Genomic DNA, 24782 nt, shown 5'->3' with positions numbered 1-24782 from the left:
GGGGGCGTTGGGGCGGGGGTGCTCAGCGGCGGAGCGGGCCCTCGCAGGTGTAGTCGGCGGTGCCGGCCTGTCCGCCGGTCCAGACGTCGACCTTGCCGAACCAGCAGTTCATGTCGTCGAGGTTGTTGGCGACGCCCTTGGTGCGGTCGAGGATGAAGTAGTCGACGGTGGCGGACATGTCCTTGAACACCTGGTCCGGGTTGCCGGAGGCGGACAGGTTGGCGGTGATCCGGCCGGTGCAGACGAAGCGCATCGGCTTGTTGTCCCAGTCGCCGTTGTCCTTGCAGTCGGGGGTGTTGTAGGTGGCCTTGGCGAACGCGGCCCGGACCTCGGACGGGTAGGCGTACTGCAGGGACCCGTTCGGGGTGAAGTCGGTCTCGGGGACGTCGAGCCGGTCGACGTTCTTGATCTGCGCGTCGAGGAACGCGGAGTACTCGGCGTTCAGGTTCCGGTCGGCGCCCAGGCGGGTGCGCCAGGCGTCGAAGCCGGCCGGGTCGTCGGCGCGCTGGTAGCCGTACATCTCGCGCAGCAGCGAGGGGTGGGCGGTCCAGAGGAACTCGAAGAAGGTGCCGGCGTAGTTGTAGAAGTGGAACGCCGGGGTGTCGTCGTAGCGGGCGTGCAGCAGCTGGTCGACGGTCATCCGCGGGATGCCGGCGGCCTCGTCGCGGGCGAGGGCGGCGACCAGGGCCTGCCGGACCTCGATGCCCTGGTCGCGGGTGGCGCCGTCGAAGAACTCGGCGGTGCCCTCGTCCATCGCGGTGGTCCGGTCGTTCGCGTACCAGCGCGGGTCGCCGAAGTAGCCGGGCACCGCCCAGCGGCCGTTGAGGTAGTGCACGTACTCGTGCCGGAACAGTTCCTCCAGCGTGAGGTACGACTCGGCGGGGGTCCGCTGGTAGGTGTAGAAGGTGGCGCCGTTCTCGATGTAGATGCCGCCGTTGTTGGTGGCCATCCCGGTGAGGAGGGGGTGGTAGACCTCGTAGTCGGAGCGGGTCGCGTAGAGGTGGATGTGCAGGGTGTCGTTGGTGTCGCCGGCCAGCGGGACGTCGGTGCCCAGGACGCGGAAGAACTGGGTCTTGACCTGCTTGCTGGCGTAGTACATCCGGTCGACGGTGGCCTTGTCGAGGGCGGTGTGCACCTCGATCGCGCCGTTGTCGTACTTGTAGGTCCGGGGGAAGAGCCGGGCCTCGATCTTGTCGGTGCAGACGTCGTACTGGGCGCACACCTGGTAGGTGTTGGCCCAGCCGACGACCTTGATCCACGGTCCCGAGTAGGTGCCGAAGGTCGCCCCGGTGTCGGTCAGCAGGCCGCCGATCTCGCCGGTGATCTGCGCCGTCAGTGCGTCGATCTGCCCGAACCGGCCGTACTCGCCCATGGCGTCGCGGGCCAGCCAGTCGTTCTGGGTGCCCTTCAGGTGTCCGGCGGTGGCGAACGCCCGGAACGCGGCCCGGTAGGCGGGGTCGGCGGTGACGGCGGCCTTGAAGGCGTCGTCGCGGTTGTAGATGCCCAGGTAGTTGATGTTCAGGGCGGAGAGCGCGGCGCCGCCCCACTCCCAGGAGCCGGCGAGCGCGGTGCCGGGGGCGAACTGGGCCAGGACCTTCTTCACCAGCGGCAGGTTGTTCGCCCGGATGCCGGGGGCGGTCGCGGTGGTGCCGAGTTCGCGCATCACCAGGCCGGCGGCCGGCGTCGGGTCGAAGGCGTGGCCGGCCGCCAGGTAGGCGTCGATGGCGCGCTGCACGGCGCCGGTGGTGTCGGCGGTGGTCAGGTCGATCTCGGCGTGCGAGAAGTCGTGGTAGACGGCGGCGTGCAGGAAGTACCAGAGCTGGTACAGGTTCGGGTTGCCGGAGGCGGCGAGGGCCTGGGCCTTCGCGGCGACGGCCTGCACGTGCGCGGCGTCCATGGTGGTGGCGAACCGGGCGTCCCAGGTCCACAGGGTGCTGCTCAGGCAGGCTTCGGTGACCGCCGGGTCGGCGAGGAAGTCGGCGAGGGCCTGCGGGGAGAGGCCGGTCAGGCCGCCCAGGTCGCAGGGGACGCCGGCGGCGGTGGCGGCGGGCTGTCCGGCGGTGGGCGCGGGGCGGCCGTCGCGCTGCGGCAGTTGTCCGGGCACGTGCGGGTCGCCCAGCGCGCCGCCGCCGGGCGCGGGCGCGGCGGCGCCGGTGCGTTCGGCGGCCTGGCCGAGGTGCGCGACCTCGTCGTAGGCCCCGCGCTCGGCGGGGGCGGCCGCGGCTGGGGTCGGGGCGGCCGCGGCGGCCGCGGCGACGGGGGCGGCTCCGGCGGTCTGGGCGCCCTGCAGGACGGGCAGGGCGAGGGCGGCGGCGATGGCGGCGGCCAGCACGGCCTTTCGGGTCGGGCGCATGGGGGGCTCCCTGGTTGGTGCGGGGTGGGGGGCGGTACAGGGGGGTACAGGGGGATGCGGGGGGATGCGGGGGGATGCGGGGGGATGCGGGGGGATGCGGGGGGATGCGGGGGGATGCGGGGAGGGGACGGCAGGGGTGCGGGCGATCGTGCGGGCGGCCGGACTTCCCGGAAGGCTTCCCGACGATCCGTCAGTTCGCTTCCAGGGAACGGCTGTTCGTGCGGTCGACCGCACCCCTGCCGGGTGTGCTACGCCTCGGGGAAGTGGCAGGCGACCTGGCGGGTGGGGGTGTTGAGGGTGAGCAGCGGCGCCTCGGTCCGGCAGAGTGCCTGGGCCTTGGGGCAGCGGGGGTGGAAGGTGCAGCCGCTCGGCGGGTTGGCGGGGCTGGGCGGGTCGCCGAGCAGGACGATGCGTTCGCGGGCGCGTTCGGCGGCCGGGTCGGGCAGCGGGACGGCGGAGAGCAGCGCCTTGGTGTAGGGGTGCGCGGGGTTGTCGTAGACCTGCTGCTTGTCGCCGATCTCGACGATCCGGCCGAGGTACATGACGGCGACCCGGTGGCTGATGTGCTTGACCACGGCGAGGTCGTGCGCGATGAACACGTAGGCGACGCCGAGTTCGCGCTGGAGGCGTTCCATCAGGCCGACGATCTGGGCCTGGATGGAGACGTCGAGCGCGGAGACGGGTTCGTCGGCGACGACCAGTTCGGGGCGGGTGGCGAGGGCGCGGGCGATGCCGATGCGCTGGGCCTGGCCGCCGGAGAACTGGTGGGGGTAGCGCTCCAGGTGTTCGGGGGCGAGGCCGACGAGTCGGACCAGGTCGCGGACCTCGGCCCGGATCTTCGCGGTGCTCCCGCCCTGGGCGCGCAGCGGGGCGGCGATGATCTGCTGGACGGTCTGCCGGGGGTTCAGCGAGGCGAACGGGTCCTGGAAGATCATCTGGAACTTGCCGCGCAGCGGCCGGAGCCGCCCCTGCGGGGTGCGGGTGATGTCCTGGCCGCGGAAGCGGACGGTGCCGGCGGTGGGGTCGAGCAGGCGGACGAGCATCCGTCCGGTGGTCGACTTGCCGCAGCCGGACTCGCCGACCAGGCCGAGGGTCTCGCCGGGGCGGACGTCGAAGGTGACGCCGTCGACGGCCCGGACGCCGGGGAGGCGGCGCAGCGCGCCGCGGGCGCCGGGGAAGGTCATCCCGAGGTCCTGGACGCTGAGCAGGGCGTCGGGGGTGCGGCCGTCGGCGGGTCCGGTGGTGACGGCGGTCTCGGTGGTCATGCGGTCACCTCATCGAGGACGCAGGCGCTGCGGTGGCCGGGGTCGACGGTGCGCAGCGGGGGCCGTTCGCCGGTGCAGCGGGTGTCCTGCTTGGCGGCGTGGACGGTGCAGCGCGGGTGGAAGGCGCAGCCGGCGGGCGGGGCGAGCAGGGAGGGCGGGCTGCCGGGGATGGAGCGGAGTTCGGCGTCGTCCTCGGCGTCGAGGCGGGGCAGCGAGTCGAGCAGGCCGCGGGTGTAGGGGTGCCGGGGGCGGGCGAACAGGGTGTCGGCGGTGGCCTGTTCGACGGCGGAGCCGCCGTACATGACGAGGACTTCGTCGGCGACCCGGGCGATGACGCCGAGGTCGTGGGTGATCAGGACGATGCCGAGTCCGCGTTCCTGCTGGAGGCGGACGAGGAGTTCGAGCACCTGGGCCTGGACGGTGACGTCGAGGGCGGTGGTGGGCTCGTCGGCGATGATCAGGTCGGGTTCGCAGGACAGCGCGAGGGCGATCATGGCGCGTTGGCGCATGCCGCCGGAGAACTGGTGCGGGTACTCCTCGGCGCGGCGGGCGGGTTCGGGGATGCCGACGTCGCCGAGGACGTCGACGGCGCGGGCGAGGGCCTGTCTGCGGCTGCCGCCGAAGTGCTGCCGGTAGGCCTCGGCGATCTGGTCGCCGACGGTGAAGTAGGGGTGGAGGGCGGTGAGGGCGTCCTGGAACACCATCGCCATCTTCCGGCCGCGGAGCCGGCGCAACTGCTCGTCGTCGGCGCCGATGAGTTCGGTGCCGTCGAGCTTGGCGGAGCCGGTGACGGTGGCACCGCGGTGCAGGCCCATGACGGCGAGCGAGGTGACGGACTTTCCGGAGCCGGATTCGCCGACGATGCCGAGGGTGCGGCCGCGTTCGACGGTGAAGTCGACGCCCTTGACGGCGTGGACGGTGCCTTCGGCCGTGCGGAAGCGGACCTGGAGGTCCTCGACGGCCAGCAGGGGTTCGGTCATGAGAGCCTCGCCCGGGGGTCGATCCAGGCGTAGACGAGGTCCACGACCAGGTTGGAGCTGACGATGAAGAAGGAGGCGAGCAGGGTCACGCCCATGATCACCGGCTGGTCGGACTTGTTGAGCGAGTCGGCGAAGAGCTTGCCGACGCCGGGGAGGCTGAACATGGACTCGGTGATGAGGGCGCCGGCCAGCAGTCCGCCGAGGTCCATGCCGAGCATGGTGGCGACGGGGGTGAGGGCGGGGCGCAGGCCGTGCTTGCCGACGACGCGCCGTTCGGGCAGGCCCTTGGCGCGGGCGGTGCGGACGTACGGTTCGGCCATCGTCTCGATGACGGAGTTGCGGGTCATCCGGGCGTAGATGGCGGCGTACAGCAGGGCGAGGGTGATCCAGGGGAGGATCAGGTGGCCGAACCACTCGCCGGGGTTCTCGGAGAAGGCGACGTAGCCGGGGTTCATCGGGAGTCCGAGTCCGACGACGCACAGGTAGAGCAGGATCATCGCGGTGAAGTAGACCGGCAGGGCGGCGATGCCGATGGTGCCGACCATCAGGGTGCGGTCGAGCCAGGTGCCGCGGCGCAGGGCGGAGACGACGCCGGTGCCGACGCCGAGGACGAGCCAGAGCACGGCCGCGCCGAGGGCCATCGCGACGCTGGTGGGCAGCCGGTCCATCATCAGGTCCCAGACGGGCTGGGCGGACTGGAAGGAGTAGCCGAAGCAGGGGAAGCCGCAGTGCACGGCGTACTGGCCGGTGCCCATGGTCTGGCCGGCGAAGATGCCGACCAGGTAGTGCCAGAACTGGACGATCAGGGGGTCGGCCAGTCCGAGTTGCTGCCGGACGAGTTCGATCCGGTCGGCGGAGCAGTCCTTGCCGCAGAACTGGGCGGCGGGGTCGCTGGGCAGCAGGTAGAAGACGGTGAAGGTGAGCGCGCAGATGACCAGCAGGGTGGCGGCCATCGCGGCGAGCCGGCGGAGCAGGAATCCGATCACGTCCGGCTGCCCTTCGGGTCGAGCGCGTCGCGCAGCGCGTCGCCGACCAGGGTGAAGGCCAGGACCACCAGGAACAGGCAGGCGCTGGGCAGGATGAAGAACATCGGGTCGACCTTGTAGTAGAGCACCGCGTCGGAGATCATCTGGCCCCAGGAGGGCGTCGGCGGGCGGATGCCGACGCCGAGGTAGGTGAGGGCCGCCTCGGTGCCGATCAGGCCGGGGATGGCGAGGGTGATGTAGACGATGATGGTGCCGGTGAGGTTGGGCAGGATCTCGCCGAACAGGATGCGCCGGTCGGTGGTGCCGCTGGCGCGGGCGGCCTCGACGTACTCGCGGTGCTTGAGCGAGAGGGTCTGGCCGCGGACGACGCGGGCGATGTAGGGCCAGGAGAAGACCGACATCACGCCGATGAGCAGGGCGACCCGGTTGACGTCCCGGGCGACCGAGAGCAGCGCGATCATGAAGATCAGGCTGGGGAAGGACATCATGACGTCCATGAAGCGGCTGATCACGGCGTCGACGCGGCCGCCGAAGTAGCCGGCGGTGATGCCGAGGACGGTGCCGATCAGGGTGATCAGCAGGGCGGCGCTGAAGGCCACGAACAGGCTGATCTGGGCGCCGTAGAGCAGGCGGGCGAAGATGTCGCGGCCGAGCAGGGGTTCGACGCCGAGCCAGTGCTTGGGGCTGATGCCGCCGAAGTCGCCGCGGGGCAGGCCGCCGAGGTAGGGGTCGATGGACTTCTTGTCGATGGTGTCCGGTTCGGTGCCGCTGATCGCGGTGAGCACCGGGGCGAGGACGGCGGCCAGGACGAAGAAGACGATGATGCCGAGGCCGATCTGCGCGGTGCGCCGGCGTCGGACGTTCTGGAGGGCGAGGGCCCAGGGGGAGGCGGGGGCGGCGGGGGCCTTCTCGGGGGCCTCCGGGGCCCCCGCTCCCCCGGCCGGAGCCGGGGCGAGCGGGGTGGTCATGGTGGACTCCAGCCTTACTTCACGGACTTGAGGCCGATGACCGCGTAGTCGATCTGGCCGGCCCAGACCGGGTGGGCGAAGGCGCCGGCGACGTTGGAGCCGACCAGCAGCGGCTTCTTGGCCCAGACCAGCGGGACGGCGGGCGACTTGTCCATGATCTTGGAGTCGAGTTCCAGCCAGGCGGCGTTGGCCTTCTGGAGGTCGGACAGGCCGGCGATCCGGTCGAGTTCGGCGTTGGTCTCCGCGTCGTTGAAGCGGGTCATGTTGCCGTTGTTGCCCTTGTCGCGGATCAGGCGGCCGTCGTAGATCATCGGCAGGAAGGTGGCGGCCGACGGGTAGTCGGGACACCAGCCGAGCTGGGCGAGGCCGGGCTGCTTGTCCTTGTCGCCGACGATGGAGTTGACGGCGGTCGGGTCGACGGTGGTGATGGTGACGTTGATGTTGGCCCGCTTGAGGGCGGCCTGGAGCGCCTCGGCCTGCTGCTTGCCGCCGGTGGAGGTGACCATCTCGGTGTCGAAGCCGTTCGGGAAGCCCGCCTCGGCGAGCAGCTGCTTCGCCTTCTCCGGGTCGCCGGCCGGCTTGATCATGAAGTGGTCGACGGGGGCACCGGCGGTGAGCACCGGCGGCAGGTAGGTGGTGGCGATGTCGTTGAACGCGGGGCCGCCCATCGAGGCGGCGAAGGACTCCTTGTCGACGGCGAACTGCAGCGCCTGGCGGACCTTCGGGTTGTCGAAGGGCGCCTTGCTGTTGTTCATGTCGAGCATGGTGGTGCAGCCGGCGTTCTCGCTGATCAGGCGGGCCTTGACGTCCGGGTTGGTGAGCACCTCGGAGATCTTCGCGGGCAGCAGGTCGACGTAGGAGATCGCGTTCTTGTCCTCGCCCTGGTCGGCGATCAGGCGGTCGCCGATGCCGCCGCTCTTCAGGGTCTGGTCGACGACGATCTTGTCCGGGTAGGCCTTGCGGACGGTGTCGGAGGCCGGGTCCCAGTTGGTGTTGCGGACCAGCACCATGCGCTTGCCGCGGTCGTAGCTCTCGATCTTGTACGGACCGGAGGAGACCGGGTGGTTGGAGTAGTTGGCGCCGGTCTCCTTGGCCTTCGGCACGGGGGCGAAGGTGGGGAGGGTGACGGTGTAGCCGAACTCGGCGACCGGGCGCTTGAGGTGGAAGACGATGGTCTTGGCGTCGGGGACCTCGATGGAGTCCTTGCCGAGGCGCTCGCCGCCCAGCGGGCCCTTGTAGTTGTCGGCGCCGGCCAGGTAGCGCACCGCGTAGTCGGGGCCGCCGGCCAGTTCGGCGGAGAACGACCGCTCGACGTTGTACTTGATGTCGTCGGCGACGATCGGGGTGCCGTCCTCGTACTTGAGGCCGTCCTTCAGGTGGAAGGTCCAGGTCTTGGCGCCGTCGCTCGGGGTGCCGAGGTCGGTGGCCAGGTCGGGCTCGATCTTCAGGCCCTCGGCGCCCGGGGCGGCCTTGAAGGTGGTCAGGGTGCGGTAGAGCATCCGGACGCCGACGTCCATGACCGGCATGGTCCAGTTGCGGGCCGGGTCGAGCTGGTCGAAGTCCTGGTTGGACAGGATGGTGAGGGTGCCGCCCTTGACCGGCGTGCCGCCGATGATGCCGTTGCCCTGGGTGGTCACACCCTTCTCGCCGCCGTTGTCGCCGCTGTTGTCGCTGGTGCTGCTGCAGGCCCCGAGGCCGAGGGAGAGGGAAGCCGCGATGGCCGCCGCGAGGGCGGCATGGGTACGCCTGTTCATGTGCAACTCCGGAAGTGGGGGCCGCTCAACGGGGAATCCGTTCCGCCGGGGTCTGGCCCGCTCTGAGGTGTGACCCGTAACATAGTAATGTGAAATTGCACTGCGCAATGAGGCGGCCGGACTGTTATCGAGCCGTGTCATTGCCGCCGACCGCTGGCGAAGTACCGTCTCCGCCAATCGAGTTGCCCGTGCACCCCGCCGGACCGGACCACCCGTCCGACCCGCCGGCAGAGAACCGCCCGCCCGCCGGAACACCGAACAGACCAGGTCAGAGGAGCCCCCGACGATGGCCGACCAGCCCACGCTGAACACCGGAAGCCACGACCTCCCCGTCACCCCCGCCCTGGAGGCCTTCATGGCCGGGCAGTGGGCCGCCACCCCGCTGCCCGCCGACGAGCGCGTCCCCGGCTACGCCTTCTTCCCGGCCCGCCGGGCCAGGCTCGCCGCCGCCTTCCCCGGCGAGCGGCTGCTCGTCCCCGCCGGACAGCTGAAGATCCGCAGCAACGACTGCGACTACCGCTTCCGCCCCTACAGCGGCTACGCCCACCTCACCGGCCTCACCGGCGAGGAGCAGGTCGGCCACGTCCTGGTCGTCGAGCCCGACGGCGAGCCCGTGCTCTACCTGCGCCCGCGCTCCGACCGCTCCGGCGGCTCCGGCGGCTCCGGCGGCTCCGGCGGCTCCGGCGAGTTCTACCGCGACCGCCGCTACGGCGAGTTCTGGGTCGGCCGGCGCGCCGACCTCGCCGAGGCCGCCCAGCTCACCGGCCTGCGCACCGCCCACCTCGACGACCTGCCGAAGCTGTTCACCGGCTCCGTCCCCACCCGGATCGCCGCCGGCATCGACCCCGTCCTCGACGAACTGGCCGGCCGGCCCTCCGCCGCGTCCGCCGTCCTGGACGGGCAGTTCGCCGCCGCGCTCTCCGAACTCCGCCTGGTCAAGGACGCCTGGGAGATCGAGCAGCTCCAGCTCTCCGTCGACCACACCGCCCGCGGCTTCGAGGACGTCGTCCGCGCCCTGCCCGCCGCGCTGCGCCACCACCGCGGCGAACGCTGGCTGGAGGGCGCGTTCAACGCCCGCGCCCGCGCCGAGGGCAACGGCACCGGTTACGAGACCATCGTCGCCTCCGGCGCGCACGCCTGCGTCCTGCACTGGATCCGCAACGACGGGCCGCTCGACCCGAACAAGCTGCTGCTGCTCGACGCCGGCGTCGAGACCGACACCCTCTACACCGCCGACATCACCCGCACCCTGCCGCTCTCCGGCACCTTCACCTCCGCCCAGCGCGACGTCTACGACCTCGTCCTGGCCGCCCAGTCCGCGGGCATCGCCACGCTGCGCCCCGGCGCGTCCTTCCGCGAGTTCCACCGGGCCGGCATGCGGGTCATCGCCGAGGGCCTCGCCGAGTGGGGCCTGCTCCCGGTCTCCGCCGAGGAGGCCCTGCGGGACGACTCCGGCCTCTACCGCCGCTACACCCTCTGCGGCAGCGGCCACATGCTCGGCCTCGACGTGCACGACTGCGCGAAGGCCCGCGCCGAGACGTACCTGGACGGCGTCCTGGAGGAGGGCATGGTCCTCACCGTCGAACCCGGCCTCTACCTCCAGCCCGACGACCTCACCCTCCCCGCCGAACTCCGCGGCATCGGCGTCCGCATCGAGGACGACCTCGTCATCACCGCCGACGGGGCCCGCCTGATGTCCGGCGCCCTCCCCCGCGACCCCGCCGCCATCGAATCCTGGATGGCCGCCCTCCTCCCCTGACCCACCCCGCCCGGGGCGCCCAGGGACTCCCCTCCCCGGGCGCCCCTCCCTTTTGCCCTCCCCTTTGCCCCTCGCCCGCTCAGCCCGCGCGCAGCGCGTCCTCCCACAGGTCCCGCGTCACGTCGGCCGCGCCGCCCGCGCGGGCCAGGCGGTGCGCGGTGCCGGCCCACAGGTGCATCGCCGTCAGGTCCTCCCGGCGGGTCGCGGCGGCGCGGAGGGGCTGCGTCAGGTGGTGGACCTCGGGGTAGGCCGGTGGGGCCTGGTCCTGGTGGGCGTCGGTGAAGGCGTTGCGCAGGGCGCGGGCCGGGCGTCCGGTGAAGGCGCGGGTGACGGTGGTGGCGCCGAGCGCGGTGAGGGCCCGGCGGTGGGCGGCGGACGCACCGGACTCCTCCGTCCGGAGGTACGCGGTGCCGAGTTGCGCCGCCACCGCCCCGGCCCGCAGCGCGGCCGCGATCGACGCCCCGTCCCCGAGCCCGCCCGCGGCGATCACCGGCAGGTCCGTCACTTCCCGTACCGCCGCGAGGAGTGGGAGCAGCGGCAGGGTGCCGGGCCGGTCCTCGGCACGGTGGGTGCCCCGGTGCCCGCCGGCCTCGGGGCCCTGGACGGTGAGGGCGTCGAGGCCGAGGACGGTCGCGGCCCGGGCCTCCTCGGGGCTGGTGACGGTGCCGAGTTGACGCATCCCGGCGGCCCGGACGGCCGCCGCCTCCGCGGGCTCGGGAAGGCCGAAGGTGTACGAGACCCACTCCACGGGGCGGCGCAGCAGCGCCTCCAGCTTGGCGTCCCAGTCGTCCCGGTCGGGCGGGATCACGGCGGGCAGTTCGACGCCCCACCGCCGCGCCTCGGGCAGCAGCGCCTCCCGGTACGCGGCCACCGCCGCCGACCCACCGGACGCCCCGGGCACGAACAGGTTCACCCCGACCGGCCGGCCCGTCAACTCCCTTGCCCGCTCCACCTGTCGGAGCATCTCCGCGGCACTGCGGTAGCCCGCGGCAAGGAACCCGAGGCCGCCCGCCCGATTGACGGCGGCCACCAGCGCGGGCGTGCTCGCCCCACCGGCCATCGGCGCCGCCACCAGCGGCACCGCCCAGTCGAAGTCGCCGCCCATGCCCGCTCCCTCACCGCCGGAACCCCGTCGCCCCACCCTACGTCCGCCCCGTGCGACCATGGCCGCACCGAGGAAGGGCCGGAGTTGCGAACGTACCCGTACGTGGGACCGCCGGACATCGCGGCGGCAGCCCGGCACGCCCCGCCGGGCGCGGCCCTGCCCGATCCGACCGCACTGGCCGCCTGGCTGGCCGAACAGCCTTCCCGGGAGGGGCCGTTCACCTACACGGTGGACCCGGACGGGGTCCTGCACCTGGCGGACCGGCGCAGCGAGCACGTGGCCTGCGCGGGCGGCGCGGCGGTGCTGGCGGCGGGCGAGGTGACGTTCGGCCCGGCGGGCGGGGTGCGGGCGGTGGAGGTGTCGAACCTGTCGACGGGGTACTGCCCGGACACCGCGTGCTGGCCGGCCGTCGCGGCGGCGCTGGCGGCGGCGGGGGCCGGGCATCCGGGCGGGTTCACGCAGGCGGTGGTGTTCCGGCGGTGCCGGGGGTGCGGGGCGGCGCAGGTGGTGCGGGAGGGGTTCTTCGTGTGCGTGTTCTGCGAGGCGGACCTCCCGGAGCACTGGAACCTGGACGACCCGATTGTGTGACGGGGGTCACATCGACGGGTTGTCACACTCGGACGGGCGGCGGGGTCACTCCTGGTGGAAGCACTCACCGCGCAGCGGCGCAGACACCAGGGAGAACCACCGTGGACGCTCGTCTCGACTACTTCGCCAACCCGGTCGGTGCGAAGTTCCTGAAGCACATCAACTCGGCCGGCCACGCGCTGGGCCTGTCGGCGCTGCCGGCCGCCACCCAGGAGCTGGTGAAGATCCGGGCCAGCCAGATCAACGGCTGCGGGTTCTGCACCGACATGCACACCAAGGACGCGGCGCACGCCGGCGAGACCCAGGTCCGGCTGAACCTGGTCGCGGCCTGGCGGGAGGCCACCGTCTTCACCCCGGCGGAGCGCGCCGCACTGGAGCTGACCGAGCAGGGCACCCGGATCGCGGACGCCGCGGGCGGCGTGGACGACGCGGCCTGGGCCGAGGCCGCCCGGCACTACGACGCGGAGCAGCTCGCCGCCCTGGTCGGCCTGATCGCCCTGATCAACGCCTACAACCGGGTCAACGTGCTCATCCGCCAGCCCGCGGGCGACTACGTCCCGGGCCAGTTCGCCTGACCCGCCCCACCCGGACCCGGCCCCCGGAGATCCTCAACGGACCTCCCCGGGGCCGGGGTTGCGGTGCGGCCAGCCGGGCACGTCCCGCACGTGGACCCGGTCGTCGCACCAGGCGCACTCCCACTCACCGAGATCGAGGTCGTAGGCGAGGCGCCCGCAGTGCACGGGAATCGGCTGGCTCCCCAGCCTGGTGGTACCCCAGTCCGCCCGCAGCGTGATCGTGCTCTCGTTGCTCATGAACGGCAGCGTGACACGATCAACTGACACCCCCTCAGCCACGCCCCGCCCCCGGACCCGTCAACTCCACGGCAGCGGCATACCGTTCCTCCTCCCCCACCGTCGCCGACCGGGCCCAGGCCGGGGGTCAGCGTTCGGCGGGGCGGATCAGGCCGGCGGCGAGGCCGGCGGCGATGGCGGCGGTGCGGGAGTCGACGCCGAGTTTGTCGTAGACGTGCACGAGGTGGGTCTTGACGGTGGCCTCGCTGATGAAGAGGCGTTTGGAGATGCGACGGTTCGGGAGGCCCTCGGCGAGGAGTTGGAGGATCTCGGTCTCGCGCGGGGAGAGCGAGGGCCGGCCGGCCCGGACCCGGCCGAGGAGGCGGGCGGCGACGGGCGGCGCGAGGACGGTCTCGCCGCGGGCGGTGGCGTGGATGGCGGCCGCGAGGTCCTCCGGCGGGGCGTCCTTGAGCAGGTAGCCGGTCGCGCCGGCCTCGACGGCGGCGAGGATGTCGGCGTCGGTGGAGTAGGTGGTGAGGATCAGCACGGCGGGCGGGTCGGGCAGCGCGGTGAGGCGGCGGGTGGCCTCCACGCCGTGCATGCCGGAGCCCATCTGGAGGTCCATCAGGACCACGTCGGGCCGCTGCCCGTCCGGAAGGGCGGCCAGCAGGTCGAGCGCGGCGGCGCCGTCCGCGGCCTCGCCGACGGCGGTGACGTCGGGCAGTTCGTCGACCATGGCGCGCAGGCCGCGCCGCACCACGGGGTGGTCGTCGACCAGCAGCACCCGGATCACCGGCGCACCCCCGCGAGGGCGGGCCGGAGCCCGAACCGCAGTGCGCCGCCCGGACGTTCGGGTTCCGGTGGCGCCTGCGCGGGCGGGCCGGCCGGGGCGGGGGCCTCGATGGCGCGCAGCGGCAGGGTCGCGGCGACGGCGGTGCCCTCGCCGGGGGCGGACTCCACCGTGAGGGTGCCGCCGAGCGCGGCGATCCGCTCGTGCATGCCGTGCAGGCCGAAGGAGCCGGGCGCGGGCGCGGCGGGGTCGAAGCCGACGCCGTCGTCGTAGACGTCCAGGGTCACGGTGTCGTCCAGGTATCCGAGGGTGACGGCGACGTGCGGGGCGGCGGCGTGCCGGACGGCGTTGGCCAGTGCCTCCTGGGTGAGGCGCAGCAGTGCGACCTCGGCCTCGACGGGCAGGGGGTAGGGCTCGCCGTCGAGGTGGAAGGCGGCGTCGGCGCCGGTCGCCAGGCGGCGCAGCGCGTCGGCGAGGGTGGCGTCGTCCAGGGCGGGCGGGGTGAGCGCGTGGACGAAGCGCCGGGCCTCGGCGAGGTTCGCGGAGGCCGTCCGCTCGATCTCCCCGAGCAGTGCCCGGACGGACGACGGCGCGGCGGCGTCCCCCGGCATACCGTCCGCATCCGGTACCCCGTCCGCACCCGGGCCCGCCGCGGCAGCGGCCTCGCGGGCGAGCAGCACGATCCCCGACAGCCCCTGCGCGAGGGTGTCGTGGATCTCCCGGGCGAGGCGCTGGCGTTCGGCGAGGCGGCCGGCCTCGCGCTGGCTGGCGGCGAGTTCGTCGCGGGTGCGGACCAGGTCGTCGATGAGCTGCTGGCGGGCCCGGCTCTCCCGGTAGAGGGCGGCGTAGCCGTACGCGGTGAGCAGGGCGACGGCGGCGCCGGCCAGCGGGCCGAGGACCTTGGCGGTGGTGAGGCCGCCGGGGGTGGTGGTCTGGGCGGCGATCACGGCGGCGGTGAGGGCGGCGACGGCGGGCAGGCCGAGGCGCGGCGGCAGGGCGTGCAGGCAGACGAAGTACAGCGGGAAGGCGAGGTAGCTGAACTCGGGGTGCTGGAGCGTCAGCCCGATCCACAGCACGGCGACGACGAGCAGCCAGAGCGCGCCGAGCGCCCGGGACTCGCGGACCGGCCGCAGTATCCCGCCGGCGGCGTACCCGGCGGCGAGCGCGACGGCGGTGGCCCAGCCGCCGGGGCCGAGCCCGCCGTCGGCGGCGGCGCGGACCAGCAGCACGGCGAGCAGCGTGAAGAACAGGCCGTGCACGGCGAGGTTGGCCAGCCGCAGCGCCGGCGTGGGGCCGGTCGGGGAGGCGTGCGGCTCACCTTGGGAAACGGGAACGGGTTCGGTACGGGGCACGCCTTCCGAGGGTACGGGGCGCCGGGGGCCGCCCGGCGCGGCGCGGCATCAACCGTTCGATGGATTTTCGGCTGCACCTCTCGGACGGTGCGCACTCCGTTCCTCTCCCCGATGGCAGCGGGGGCCGCGCCGAGCAGGCTGGGTCCATCAACTCTGCTCCGGAAGGTTTCCCGTGTTCGTCGCACTGCGTGACATCCGTTTCGCCCGGGGGCGGTTCGCCCTGATGGGCGCGGTGGTCACCCTGATCACGACCCTGGTGGTGTTCCTGTACGGCCTGACCGGCGGCCTGGCCTCGGCGGCGTCCTCGACGGTGGCCGAACTGCCGGTGGACGGCGTGGTGTTCGGCGCCCCGGCGGGCGCGGACCCGGAGGTGTCGTTCGCGTCGAGCACGGTGTCGGCGGCGCAGCGGCAGGCGGTGGCGGCGGCCGGTCCGGGCGCGGTGTACCCGCTGGGCGTGGCGATGAGCCGGCTGACGGCGGACGGCGGCGCGGCCTCGGTGAGCGTGCTGGGCACCGATCCGGCGCTGCTGCCCCCGCTGTCGGCGGGCCGGGCCCCGCAGGACGGCGAGCTGGCCGTCGGCAAGGACACCGCGGACACCTACCACCTCGTCCCCGGCGCGCAACTGACGGTCGGGGCGCAGAGGTTGACGGTCAGCGGGGTCGTCGCGGCGCGTTCGTTCTCGCACGCGCCGACGGTGTGGACCACTCCGGCGACCTGGCAGCAGGTCTCCGGGCAGCCGCAGCCCACCGCGCTCGCGCTGCGCGGCACGGCGCACGGCCTGCCGGCCGGTCTGAAGGCGGTGTCCCGGGCGGACGCGCTGGCGGGCATCAACGGGTACGCGGCGGAGCAGGGCAGCCTGCAGCTGATCCAGGGCTTCCTGTTCGCGGTCAGCGCCCTGGTGGTCGGCGCGTTCTTCACGGTGTGGACGGTGCAGCGCCGCCCGGACATCGCGGTGCTGAAGGCGGTGGGCGCGTCCAGCGGCTACCTGGTGCGCGACGCGCTGGCCCAGGCCGCGGCCGTGCTGCTGGCGGGCGCGCTGCTGGGCGGGGCGCTGGGCGCGGCCGGCGGGGCGTTCGCCTCGGCGGCGGTGCCGTTCGACGTGGGGGTGGGGACGGTGGCGGTGCCGGTCGGCGCGATGGTGCTGCTCGGCCTGGCCGGCGCGGCCCTCGCGGTGCGCCGGATCACCGCCGTCGACCCGCTGGCCGCGCTCGGCGCCAACCGATGACCGCCCACCCCTCTCCCGGGAGCTTCCCCATGAACACCGAGACCACCGAGACCACCGGCACCGCCGGTACCGCCGCCACCACCGCCCCCGAGGCCCGCACCGGCCTCGCGCTGCGCGGCGTGACGCTGACCTACCCGGACGGCGAGAGCCGGCTGACCGCCCTGGACGAGGTCGAACTCGTGGTCGCGCCGGGCGAGTTCACCGCGATCGCGGGCCCGTCCGGGTCCGGCAAGTCCAGTCTGCTGGCGGTCGCGGCGACGCTGCAGCGCCCGGACCGCGGCGAGGTGCTGATCGACGGCACGGACGCGGGCGCGCTGGGCGAGCGGCAGCGCACCTCGCTGCGCCGCGACCGGCTGGGCATCGTGTTCCAGCAGTCGAACCTGCTGGCCTCGCTGACGGCGGTGGAGCAGTTGCTGGTGCTGGAGTCGGTGCGCGGGCGGCGTCCGGCGGCGGCCCGGGCACGGGCCGAGGAGCTGCTGGCGTCGGTGGGGCTGGCGGGGGCGAAGCAGCACCGCCGTCCGCACCAGCTGTCGGGCGGCGAGCGGCAGCGGGTGAACATCGCCCGGGCGCTGTTCGGCAGCCCGTCGGTGCTGCTGGTGGACGAGCCGACCTCGGCGCTCGACCACGAGCGCGGCGCGCAGATCGTCGACCTGCTGGCGTCCGTCACCCGCGCGCACGGCACGGCGACGGTGATGGTCACCCACGACCGTGACCTGCTCGGCCGGGTGGACCGGGTGCTGGAGATGCACGACGGCCGCCTGCGCCCCGCCTGATCGCCGCCCGCGCGGAACGCCGGAGGCCCCCCGCGGCGCCGCGGGGGGCCTCCGGCGTTCCGGAAGCGATCCGACGGACCGTCAGCGGCTGGGCAGCCGCAGCACCGTCCCGGCTTCGGCGGCCTGCTCGTCGGCGGCCCACAGGTGGCGGACGTGGCCGAGGTGGCGGGTCATGCAGGCCATCGCGGCCTCGGCGTCGCCGGTGAGCAGGACGTCGAGCAGTTCCAGGTGCTCCTCGGCGGAGGTGGTGAGTTCGCCGCGCTGGTCGAGCCGGTTGAGGCCGTACAGGCGGGAGCGCTTGCGCAGGTCGCCGACGGTCTCGACCAGGCGGGCGTTGCCGGCCAGCGCGAGCACGTCGAGGTGGAACTGGCGGTCGGCCTCCAGGTAGCCGATCAGGTCGTGCTTGCGGGCGGCGGCGACGATCGCCTCGGCCTGCGGGCGCAGCGCCTCCAGCTGGTCGGCGGTGGCGGTGCGGGCGACCTGCCCGATGGTGGGGACCTCGATCAGGGCGCGGATCTCGGTGAACTCGTCGAGGTCGCGCTCGCTGAGTTCGGTGACCCGGAAGCCCTTGTTGCGGACGGCCTCGACCAGGCCCTCGCGGGCCAGGTCGAGCATCGCCTCGCGGACCGGGGTCGCGGAGACCCCGAAGTCGGCGGCCAGCGCCGGGGCGGAGTAGACCACGCCGGGGCGGAGTTCGCCGGAGATGAGGGCGGCGCGCAGGGCGTGGGCGACCTGGTCGCGCAGCCGCTCCTGGACGGAGATGAGGTTGCGGGGCTTCAGGTCGGCCATGGTGTTCCTCCGGGGGTTCAAGGACCCCGATTGTACAATGTCACGTTGCGGAGAGTGAATGCCCCGCGCACGACGGCGGCCGTCGGTGCGCGGGGTCTCCACGCCGTCCGTCAGTGCTGCCGCTCGTACTGGGCCGCCGCCACCGCCAGATCCTGCCAGGCCATGCCGACGCTCTTGAAGAACCTGGGTCGATCATGGCGGACCGCGGCCGCCCCGGTGACCAGTTCGGACAGATTAGCAAGCCGCTCGGCCCCGGCACCCGCCATCAGCAGGTCCCCGGCCTCGCGCAGCGCCACCTCCCGCGCCTCCACGAACAGGTCGGCGCGGCCCACCAGTTCGGCGTCCACCTCGCGGGCGTCCGGCTCGTGGGAGCCGACCGCCGCGACCACCGCCCGGTCCGGCACCAGCCGGCCGTCGAACAGCGGGGTGCGGGCGGTGGTGCAGCACACCACCACGTCCGCCCCGGCGACCGCCTCCGGCCCGCCGGCCGCGGCCGCCAGGCCCAGCCCGGCGGCGTGCGCCACCGCCTCCGCGGCGGGGCCGGGGCGGCGGGCCACCACGGTGACCCGCTCCAGCCCGGGCAGCACCGCGCGCAGCGCCGACAGGTGCCCGAGCGCCTGCGGTCCGGCGCCGAACACCACCAGGTGCCGGGCGTCCGGCGCGGCCAGCTCGCGCACCGCCAGCGCCGTCACGGCGGGCGTGCGCAGCGTCGTCAGCGCCGCCCCGTCGAGCAGGGCCAGCGGCTGCAGGGTCGGGCCGTCCAGCAGCAGGTACGAGCCGGTGATCCGGGGCAGCCCGACCGTCGGGTTGGCCGGAGCCACGCCGGCGATCTTCACGCCCGCGAACTCCCCGGCGGCGGCGGGCATCATCAGCAGTTCCCCGGCCGGGACCGGTACCGCCGACCGGGCGGGGCACGCCTCCACGTCCAGCCCGCCGCGCAGCACCGCCTCCAGCGCGGCGACGGCTTCCAGGTGGTCGAGTTCCAGCTCCAGCGGACCGATCACGGCGGACCCCTTTCTCACAGGAGGAAGCCCGCTCCGAGGGTGTCCTCGGCGTCGAGGACGAAGCGGTGCTCGCCGGTGCGGTGCGCCGCGCCGGTGACCTCGGTGACCACGCCGTCGCCCTGTCGTTCGCGGACCCGGCCGGTGAAGACGGTACCGATGATCGAGTCGTGGCGCAGCGTGCGCCCGGGGCCGAGCAGGCCGTCGTCGGCGAGCAGGGCGAGCCGGGCGGAGGTGCCGGAGCCGCACGGGGAGCGGTCGATCTGGCCGTCGGCGAAGACGGTGACGTTGCGCTGGTGGGGGCCGGTCGGGGTGTCGGGCAGCTCGTCGTACAGGATGACGCCGTAGACGCCGTCGCGGTCGCCGGCCAGTGCCTCGTGGCCCTCCAGGGCGGCCCTGATCTCCCGCCCGGCGGCGGTCAGTTCGGGCAGCCGGTCGGGGACGACGGACAGGCCGAGGGCGGCGGCGGGCAGCGAGGCGTAGACCGCGCCGGAGTGCGCCAGGTCGACGGCGACGGTCCGCCCGCCGACCGTCAGCTCCACCTTCCGGGCGAGCACCCGGGTCGGCACGTTGCGGAAGGTCACGGCGGTGGTGCGGCCGGCGGTGCGGTGCACGGTGGCGCTGACCCGTCCGGACGGGACGTCGATCCGCACCAGCGCGGTGCCGTCCTCGGGGGCGGTGACCAGGCCGGAGTCGACGGCCCAGGCGCCGAGCGCCATGGTGCCGTGGCCGCAGGCCGTCGAGTAGCCGTCCTTGTGCCAGAACAGCACCCCGAAGTGGGCCTCGCTGTCGTCGGCGGGGACGACGAACCCGCCGTACATGCCGGCGTGCCCGCGCGGTTCGCGGGTCAGCAGCCGGCGCACGTCGTCGAGCGCGCTGCGGCGCGGCGCGGTGGCCCGGCCGCCCGCGCCGATCACGATCGAACGGCGCTCGGCGACGCTGTCGCCGGGGACCGGCGGCAGGCCGCCGGTGACGATCCGGAACGGCTCGCCGGCGGTGTGGTAGTCGGTGGTGGTGACGTTCACTCAGTACTCCCCGGCGGGCAGCACGCTGACGGTGCGGGAGGCGGTGTAGAAGTCCAGCACGGCCTGGCCCTGCTCGCGCGAGCCGTACGAGGCGCCCTTGGCGCCGCCGAAGGGCAGGTGGAAGTCGACGCCGCTGGACGGGGCGTTGATCCGGATCATGCCCGCGTCGAGGCGGTCGGCGGCGGCCAGCGCCACGTCCAGGCTGCGCGAGTGGACGGAGGTGGAGAGGCTGTGCCGGGTGTCGTTGGCGAGCGCGACCGCCTCGTCCAGGTCGGCGGCGTGCACCAGCACGGCGAGCGGGCCGAAGAACTCCTCCTCCAGCAGCGGGTGCCCGGCGGGGACGCCCTCGACCAGGGTCGGCTCCAGGAACCAGCCCGCGCGGTCGGCCCTGGCGCCGCCGGCCAGCACGGTGGCGCCGCCCGCCCGGGCGGTGTCGACGGCGTCGGTCAGCCGCTCCAGCGCCTGGCGGTTGATCACCGGGCCGCAGGAGGTGGCGGGCGCGGACGGGTCGGCGGCGGGGGTCTGCGCGAGCGCCTTGGCGAGGGCCTCGGCGAGCGGCTCGTAGGCGTCGCCGACCGCGATCACCCGGCTGGTGGCGGTGCACTTCTGGCCCGCGTACCCGGCGATGGCGTTCGCCAGGTGCGCGGCGGCCTGCGCGATGTCGGCGTCCGGGAGGACCAGCGCCGCGTTCAGGCCGCCCATCTCGGACTGCACGGGGATGCCGCGCCCGGTCGCGCCGGCGATCACCGAGCGGCCGACCCAGGTCGAGCCGGTGAAGGAGATGACGTCGGCGCCGCCGATCAGCGCCGTCCCCGCCTCGGCGCCGCCCGGCACGACCGTCAGCACGCCCTCGGGCAGGCCCGCCAGCTCGGCCAGCCGCAGGGCCACCGCCACCGCCTCGGAGGACGGCTTGAGCACCACGGCGTTGCCGACGGCCAGCGCGGGCGCGGCCTTCCAGGTCGGGATCGCCAGCGGGAAGTTCCACGGCGTGATCAGCCCGGCCACGCCGTAGGGGCGGCGGCGGGTCAGCAGCAGGCCCTGCCCGGCCGCGGGCTCGTGCACCTCGCCGGAGGCGGCGAACGGCGCCTGCGCGTAGTAGCGCCAGATCGCCACCGTCCGGGCGACCTCGCCGCGGGCCTCGGTGACCGGCTTGCCGACCTCGCGGACGACCAGCGCGACCAGTTCCTCGGCCGCGCCCTCGATCGCCGCCGCGGCCCTCGTCAGCGCGGCCGACCGCCCGGCCGCGCCCAGCGCCCACCAGCCGCGCTGCGCCTCGCGCGCCGCGGCGATCGCGGCGGCGACGCCGTCGGCGCCGACCGCGGGCACCGAGGCGACGAGGTCCTCCGGGTCCGCCGGGTTGTACGAGTCGATGGTGCTCATGTCCAGAAACCTTTCGATGGGGGGCGACGGGGCGGCGGAGCGCTCAGAGCAGGAAGCCGGCCGGGAACGGGTCCGTCGGGTCGAGGAAGTACTGCGCGGTGCCGGTCACCCAGGCCCGGCCGGTGACGGTCGGCACGACGGCGGGCAGGCCCGCGACGGTGGTCTCCTCGACCAGGCGGCCGAGGAAGGTCGTCCCGATGAAGGAGTCGTTGCGGAACTCGGCGCCGATCGCCAGTTCGCCGCGGGCGTGCAGCTGGGCCATCCGCGCGGAGGTGCCCGTCCCGCACGGGGAGCGGTCGAACCAGCCGGGGTGGATGGCCATCGCGTGCCGGGAGTGCGCGGCGTCCGAGCCGGGGGCGAGCAGCTGGACGTGGTGGCAGCCGTGGATGGCCGGGTCCTCGGGGTGCGCGGGGCGGTGCTCGTCGGAGGCGTTGACGGCGTCCATCATGGCGAGGCCGGCGGCCAGGATGTCGTCCTTGCGGGAGCGCTCGAACGGGAGGCCGAACTGCTCCAGCGGCAGGATCGCGTAGTAGTTGCCGCCGTAGGCGAGGTCGTAGGTGACGGTGCCGTACCCGGGCACCTCCAGCTTGCGGTCCAGCCCGACCGCGTAGGAGGGGACGTTGCGGAGGGTGACGCCGACGGCCGCGCCGTCCTGCACCCGGACGTCGGCGACCACCAGGCCGGCCGGGGTGTCCAGGCGGACGGTGGTGACCGGTTCGACCACCGGGACCATGCCGGTCTCCACCAGCACGGTGGCGACGCCGATGGTGCCGTGGCCGCACATCGGCAGCAGGCCGGAGACCTCGATGTAGAGCACGCCGAAGTCGGCGTCGGGCCGGGTCGGCGGCTGCAGGATCGCGCCGCTCATCGCCGAGTGCCCGCGGGGTTCGTACATCAGCAGGGTGCGGAAGTGGTCCAGGTGCTGCTGGAAGTGGGCGCGCCGCTCGGCCATGGTGGCGCCGGGGATCGTGCCGAAGCCGCCGGTGATCACCCGGGTGGGCATGCCCTCGGTGTGCGAGTCGACGGCGTGGAAGACGTGACGGGTCCGCATCGCGGTGTTCTCTCCAGTCGGCTGGGATCGGCTGACGGTGCGTCGGTCCGGTGCCCCCGCGGGGCCGGACGGGCAACGGGTCGCGGGCCCGGACCGGCTCCCCCTGGGCCGGTCCGGACCTGTGCCCGGGCCGCGGACCTACTTGTGGCCGTCCGCGAGCGCCTTCTCGGTGGCGGCGCGCACCGCGGCCTCGATCTCGGGGACCAGCGGCAGGCGCGGGGCGCGGGTCGGACCGCCCGGGCGGCCGGCGATGTCCATCGAGAGCTTGATGGACTGCACGAACTCGGTCTTGGAGTCCCAGCGCAGCAGCGAGTGCAGCGACTTGTAGAGCGGCAGCGCGGTGGCCAGGTCGCCGGAGACGGCGGCGTGGTACAGCTCGGAGCTGGCGGCGGGCAGCGCGTTCGGGTAACCGGCGATCCAGCCGACGGCGCCGGCGATCGCCAGCTCCAGCAGCACGTCGTCGGCGCCGATCAGCAGGTCCAGCTCGGGGGCCAGCTCGGCGATCTCGTAGGCGCGGCGGACGTCGCCGGAGAACTCCTTGACGGCGACGATCGAGCCGTCGGCGTGCAGCTGGGCGAGCAGCGAGGGAACCAGGTCGACCTTGGTGTCGATCGGGTTGTTGTAGGCGACGATCGGCACGCCGGCCTTGGCGACCTCGCCGTAGTGGGCGCGCACGGCGTCGTGGTCGGCGCGGTAGGCGTTCGGCGGGAGCAGCAGCACGGAGCCGGCGCCGGCCTCGGCGGCCTGCTCGGCCCAGCGGCGGGACTCGGCGCTGCCGTACGCGGCGACGCCGGGCATCACGCGGGCGCCGTCGCCGGCCGCCTCGACGGCGGTGGTGACGACCTTGGCGCGCTCCTCCGGGGTGAGGGTCTGGTACTCGCCGAGCGAGCCGTTCGGGACGACGCCGTCGCAGCCGTTGTCGATCAGCCAGCGGACGTGCTCCGCGTAGGCGTCGTAGTCCACCGTGAGGTCGTCACGGAAGGGCAGCGTGGTGGCGACCATGATGCCGCGCCAGGGACGGGCGGAGTCGTGGGGGGTGCGGGTCACGGGGGTCTCCCTCGATATGATGTGTGACATTTTATAAACAGGCGACGGAGGTGCACAAGGGGCCCCACCGCCCATATCGGAACTACTGGTCGGGCTCGGCCAGTTGGGCCAGCGGCACCGGGCAGGACAGCGGGCGGCTGTCCGGGCGGCCGGCCGGGCCGCCGGAGAGGCAGGCCACCGCGGGGCCGCACATCCGGCCCTGGCACCAGCCCATCCCGGCCCGGGTGAGCAGCTTGACCGTCCGGGCGTCGGCCGCGCCGAGGTCCGTCACGGCCGCGCGGATCTCCCCGGCCGGGACCTCCTCGCACCGGCAGACGTCGGTGTCGTCGGTGACCCAGCCGGTCCAGTCCGGCCCCGGGGCGTGCGCCGCCGCCATCAGCGCGGCGAACGCGCGCCGCCGCCGACGGACCGTCAGCTCCCGGGCGGGCGCGGGCGCCCCGGCCACCGAGTGGGCCGCCAGCACGCCCTCGGCGAGCGCCAGGTCGGCGCCGCCGACGCCGCAGGTCTCCCCCGCCGCCCACAGCCCGGGCACGCTGGTGCGCTGCTGGGCGTCGACCGCCAGCGCGGCCGCGCCGTCCGGGCCGGTCACCGTGGCGGCGCCCAGTTCGACGGCCAGCTCCAGCTGCGGGACCAGCCCGTGGCCGATCGCCAGCGCGTCGCAGGCGATCCGCCGTTCGGTGCCGGGCACCGGCTTCCAGCGGGCGTCCAACCGGGCCACCGTGACGGCGGTGACCCGGTCGGTGCCGTGCGCCTCGATCACGGCGCCGGAGCGGCGCAGCCGCACGCCGTGGCGGAGCAGCCGGGAGCCGTGCGAGGCGCCCTCGGCGAGCTTGGCCGGGTTGCCGGCCAGCACCGGCAGGCCGCGGGCGTAGCCGAGGTAGGAGGTGGCCTCGACGATCGCCGGGACCTTCGCCCCGGCGGCGACCAGCGAGGAGGCGGCGGCCAGCAGCAGCGGGCCGCTGCCGGCCACCACGATCCGGCGGCCGGGCAGCACCAGGCCGGACTTGAGCATCGCCTGCGCGCCGCCCGCGGTCACCACTCCGGGCAGCGTCCAGCCGGGGAAGGGCAGGTGCCGCTCGTAGGCGCCGGTGGCCAGCAGGACGGCGCGAGCCAGGACGGTGGCCCGGTCGCCGGCCTCGGGGCCGCGGGTGGCGTGCAGCCGCCAGGGCCGGTCGCCGTCGCCGGCTTCGGCGGCCCAGACGTGGTGCCCGGCCAGGTGGTCGACCAGCGGGCTCGCGCCGATCCGCTCGCGCAGCCGGGCGAAGGCCGCCCAGCCGTGGTGCAGCCGATCGGGCCGGGCCGCGCCCAGTTCGGGCGCGGGGTGCCGGTAGTACTGGCCGCCGAGGCGGGCCCCGGCGTCGACCAGCGCGACCCGCAGACCGAGGCGGGCGGCGGCGTCGGCGGCGGCCAGGCCGGCCGGGCCCGCGCCGACCACCGCGAGGTCGTAGCGGCCGGGCTCAGGCTTCGAGGTCGGCATGGCCGTGGCCCTCCTGGGTGGTGACGGTGTCGCCGTGCTCGGCGGGCAGCAGGCACAGGCGCTGGTTGGGGCGGCCGTTGACGGTGGCCAGGCAGTCGAAGCACTGGCCGATGCCGCAGAACGCGCCGCGCGGGCGGCCGCCGATCCGGGTGGTGCGCCAGGCGAGCACGCCGTCGGCCCAGAGCGCGGCGGCCAGCGTCTGCCCGGGCAGCGCGGGCACCGGGCGGCCGTCGAACAGGACGGTGCGGGCGGGGCCGGGTTCGGCGCCCACCAGGTCGAGCGGGTCCACGGCTACTCCTTGCCTTCGCGTGCTTCGGACCGGA

23 protein-coding genes are annotated in these 24782 nt (G+C 74.3%); 5 read left to right on the top strand and 18 right to left on the bottom strand.

Translation table 11 applies throughout. From position 1 onward, the window contains the following. Positions 1 to 22: 22 nt before the first annotated feature. The 6 genes from ACIQBJ_RS29685 to ACIQBJ_RS29660 form a co-directional block, all read right to left on the bottom strand. Positions 23 to 2353 (bottom strand): collagenase, encoded by a 2331-nt coding sequence (locus tag ACIQBJ_RS29685; protein WP_400716609.1) that lies wholly within the window; start codon positions 2351 to 2353, stop codon positions 23 to 25. Between the two features lie 248 nt (positions 2354 to 2601). Next, positions 2602 to 3618 carry an ABC transporter ATP-binding protein gene (locus ACIQBJ_RS29680; RefSeq protein ID WP_400716607.1) on the bottom strand — a complete coding sequence of 339 codons (1017 nt, stop codon included), beginning with the start codon at positions 3616 to 3618 and terminating at the stop codon, positions 2602 to 2604. Beyond that, a complete protein-coding gene (locus tag ACIQBJ_RS29675; protein ID WP_400716605.1) occupies positions 3615 to 4598 on the bottom strand; it encodes an ABC transporter ATP-binding protein in 984 nt (327 codons plus the stop codon). Before ACIQBJ_RS29675 ends, ACIQBJ_RS29680 begins: the two co-directional genes overlap by 4 nt. Then, positions 4595 to 5584 (bottom strand): ABC transporter permease, encoded by a 990-nt coding sequence (locus tag ACIQBJ_RS29670; protein WP_400716603.1) that lies wholly within the window; start codon positions 5582 to 5584, stop codon positions 4595 to 4597. The genes ACIQBJ_RS29675 and ACIQBJ_RS29670 overlap by 4 nt, the downstream gene beginning before the upstream one ends. Further along, positions 5581 to 6552 carry an ABC transporter permease gene (locus ACIQBJ_RS29665; RefSeq protein WP_400716601.1) on the bottom strand — a complete coding sequence of 324 codons (972 nt, stop codon included), beginning with the start codon at positions 6550 to 6552 and terminating at the stop codon, positions 5581 to 5583. Before ACIQBJ_RS29665 ends, ACIQBJ_RS29670 begins: the two co-directional genes overlap by 4 nt. A 14-nt stretch (positions 6553 to 6566) precedes the next feature. Next, positions 6567 to 8306, bottom strand: a complete 1740-nt coding sequence (locus tag ACIQBJ_RS29660) for an ABC transporter substrate-binding protein (protein WP_400716599.1) — start codon at positions 8304 to 8306, stop codon at positions 6567 to 6569. A gap of 286 nt (positions 8307 to 8592) precedes the next feature. On the opposite strand from ACIQBJ_RS29660, the gene ACIQBJ_RS29655 reads away from it, so the two are divergent. After that, positions 8593 to 10065 (top strand): aminopeptidase P family protein, encoded by a 1473-nt coding sequence (locus ACIQBJ_RS29655; RefSeq protein ID WP_400716597.1) that lies wholly within the window; start codon positions 8593 to 8595, stop codon positions 10063 to 10065. A gap of 79 nt (positions 10066 to 10144) precedes the next feature. On the opposite strand, the gene ACIQBJ_RS29650 is transcribed toward ACIQBJ_RS29655, so the two are convergent. Beyond that, complete coding sequence (locus ACIQBJ_RS29650) at positions 10145 to 11170, bottom strand: NAD(P)H-dependent flavin oxidoreductase (RefSeq protein WP_400716595.1); 1026 nt, start codon at positions 11168 to 11170, stop codon at positions 10145 to 10147. An 84-nt stretch (positions 11171 to 11254) separates the two neighbouring features. Between ACIQBJ_RS29650 and ACIQBJ_RS29645 the strand changes: the two genes are divergently transcribed. Continuing rightward, positions 11255 to 11758: a hypothetical protein gene (locus ACIQBJ_RS29645; protein ID WP_400716593.1), complete on the top strand. Its 504-nt coding sequence runs from the start codon at positions 11255 to 11257 to the stop codon at positions 11756 to 11758. 101 nt (positions 11759 to 11859) lie between these two features. Next, positions 11860 to 12333: a carboxymuconolactone decarboxylase family protein gene (locus ACIQBJ_RS29640; protein WP_400716591.1), complete on the top strand. Its 474-nt coding sequence runs from the start codon at positions 11860 to 11862 to the stop codon at positions 12331 to 12333. A 33-nt stretch (positions 12334 to 12366) separates the two neighbouring features. Here the strand turns inward: ACIQBJ_RS29640 and ACIQBJ_RS29635 are convergent, their stop codons facing one another. From ACIQBJ_RS29635 to ACIQBJ_RS29625, 3 genes are all read right to left on the bottom strand, one after another. Then, positions 12367 to 12570, bottom strand: a complete 204-nt coding sequence (locus ACIQBJ_RS29635; RefSeq protein ID WP_400716589.1) for a hypothetical protein — start codon at positions 12568 to 12570, stop codon at positions 12367 to 12369. Positions 12571 to 12697: 127 nt separating this feature from the next. Further along, a complete protein-coding gene (locus ACIQBJ_RS29630; protein ID WP_400716587.1) occupies positions 12698 to 13342 on the bottom strand; it encodes a response regulator in 645 nt (214 codons plus the stop codon). Beyond that, positions 13339 to 14691, bottom strand: a complete 1353-nt coding sequence (locus ACIQBJ_RS29625) for a sensor histidine kinase (RefSeq protein WP_400716584.1) — start codon at positions 14689 to 14691, stop codon at positions 13339 to 13341. The genes ACIQBJ_RS29630 and ACIQBJ_RS29625 overlap by 4 nt, the downstream gene beginning before the upstream one ends. A 172-nt stretch (positions 14692 to 14863) precedes the next feature. On the opposite strand from ACIQBJ_RS29625, the gene ACIQBJ_RS29620 reads away from it, so the two are divergent. Further along, positions 14864 to 15916, top strand: coding sequence for an FtsX-like permease family protein (locus tag ACIQBJ_RS29620; RefSeq protein WP_400716582.1), 1053 nt, complete (start codon positions 14864 to 14866; stop codon positions 15914 to 15916). 29 nt (positions 15917 to 15945) lie between these two features. Then, positions 15946 to 16689 (top strand): ABC transporter ATP-binding protein, encoded by a 744-nt coding sequence (locus ACIQBJ_RS29615; RefSeq protein ID WP_400716580.1) that lies wholly within the window; start codon positions 15946 to 15948, stop codon positions 16687 to 16689. Between the two features lie 81 nt (positions 16690 to 16770). On the opposite strand, the gene ACIQBJ_RS29610 is transcribed toward ACIQBJ_RS29615, so the two are convergent. From ACIQBJ_RS29610 to ACIQBJ_RS29575, 8 genes are all read right to left on the bottom strand, one after another. Next, positions 16771 to 17478, bottom strand: a complete 708-nt coding sequence (locus ACIQBJ_RS29610; protein ID WP_400716928.1) for a GntR family transcriptional regulator — start codon at positions 17476 to 17478, stop codon at positions 16771 to 16773. A 110-nt stretch (positions 17479 to 17588) separates the two neighbouring features. Continuing rightward, positions 17589 to 18482: an ornithine cyclodeaminase family protein gene (locus tag ACIQBJ_RS29605; RefSeq protein WP_400716578.1), complete on the bottom strand. Its 894-nt coding sequence runs from the start codon at positions 18480 to 18482 to the stop codon at positions 17589 to 17591. A 14-nt stretch (positions 18483 to 18496) separates the two neighbouring features. After that, the gene (locus ACIQBJ_RS29600) at positions 18497 to 19504 is read right to left on the bottom strand and encodes a proline racemase family protein (protein ID WP_400716576.1); all 1008 of its coding nucleotides are present in this window, start codon (positions 19502 to 19504) and stop codon (positions 18497 to 18499) included. Beyond that, on the bottom strand, positions 19505 to 20884 hold the full coding sequence (locus ACIQBJ_RS29595; protein ID WP_400716574.1) for an aldehyde dehydrogenase family protein: 1380 nt from the start codon (positions 20882 to 20884) through the stop codon (positions 19505 to 19507). A 43-nt stretch (positions 20885 to 20927) separates the two neighbouring features. After that, a complete protein-coding gene (locus tag ACIQBJ_RS29590) occupies positions 20928 to 21935 on the bottom strand; it encodes a proline racemase family protein (protein ID WP_400716572.1) in 1008 nt (335 codons plus the stop codon). 138 nt (positions 21936 to 22073) lie between these two features. Next, positions 22074 to 23012: a dihydrodipicolinate synthase family protein gene (locus ACIQBJ_RS29585; RefSeq protein WP_400716570.1), complete on the bottom strand. Its 939-nt coding sequence runs from the start codon at positions 23010 to 23012 to the stop codon at positions 22074 to 22076. A 52-nt stretch (positions 23013 to 23064) separates the two neighbouring features. Further along, entirely contained in the window at positions 23065 to 24459 is a 1395-nt protein-coding gene (locus ACIQBJ_RS29580; RefSeq protein WP_400716568.1) for an NAD(P)/FAD-dependent oxidoreductase, read from the bottom strand. Beyond that, positions 24440 to 24748, bottom strand: coding sequence for a (2Fe-2S)-binding protein (locus ACIQBJ_RS29575; RefSeq protein WP_400716566.1), 309 nt, complete (start codon positions 24746 to 24748; stop codon positions 24440 to 24442). The genes ACIQBJ_RS29580 and ACIQBJ_RS29575 overlap by 20 nt, the downstream gene beginning before the upstream one ends. Positions 24749 to 24782 lie beyond the last annotated feature (34 nt).

The organism is Kitasatospora sp. NPDC088391 (genome assembly GCF_044753345.1).
GTDB lineage: Bacteria > Actinomycetota > Actinomycetes > Streptomycetales > Streptomycetaceae > Kitasatospora.
Note: the sequence above shows the minus strand (reverse complement) of the source record. Positions and strands in the feature narration are given on the sequence as shown.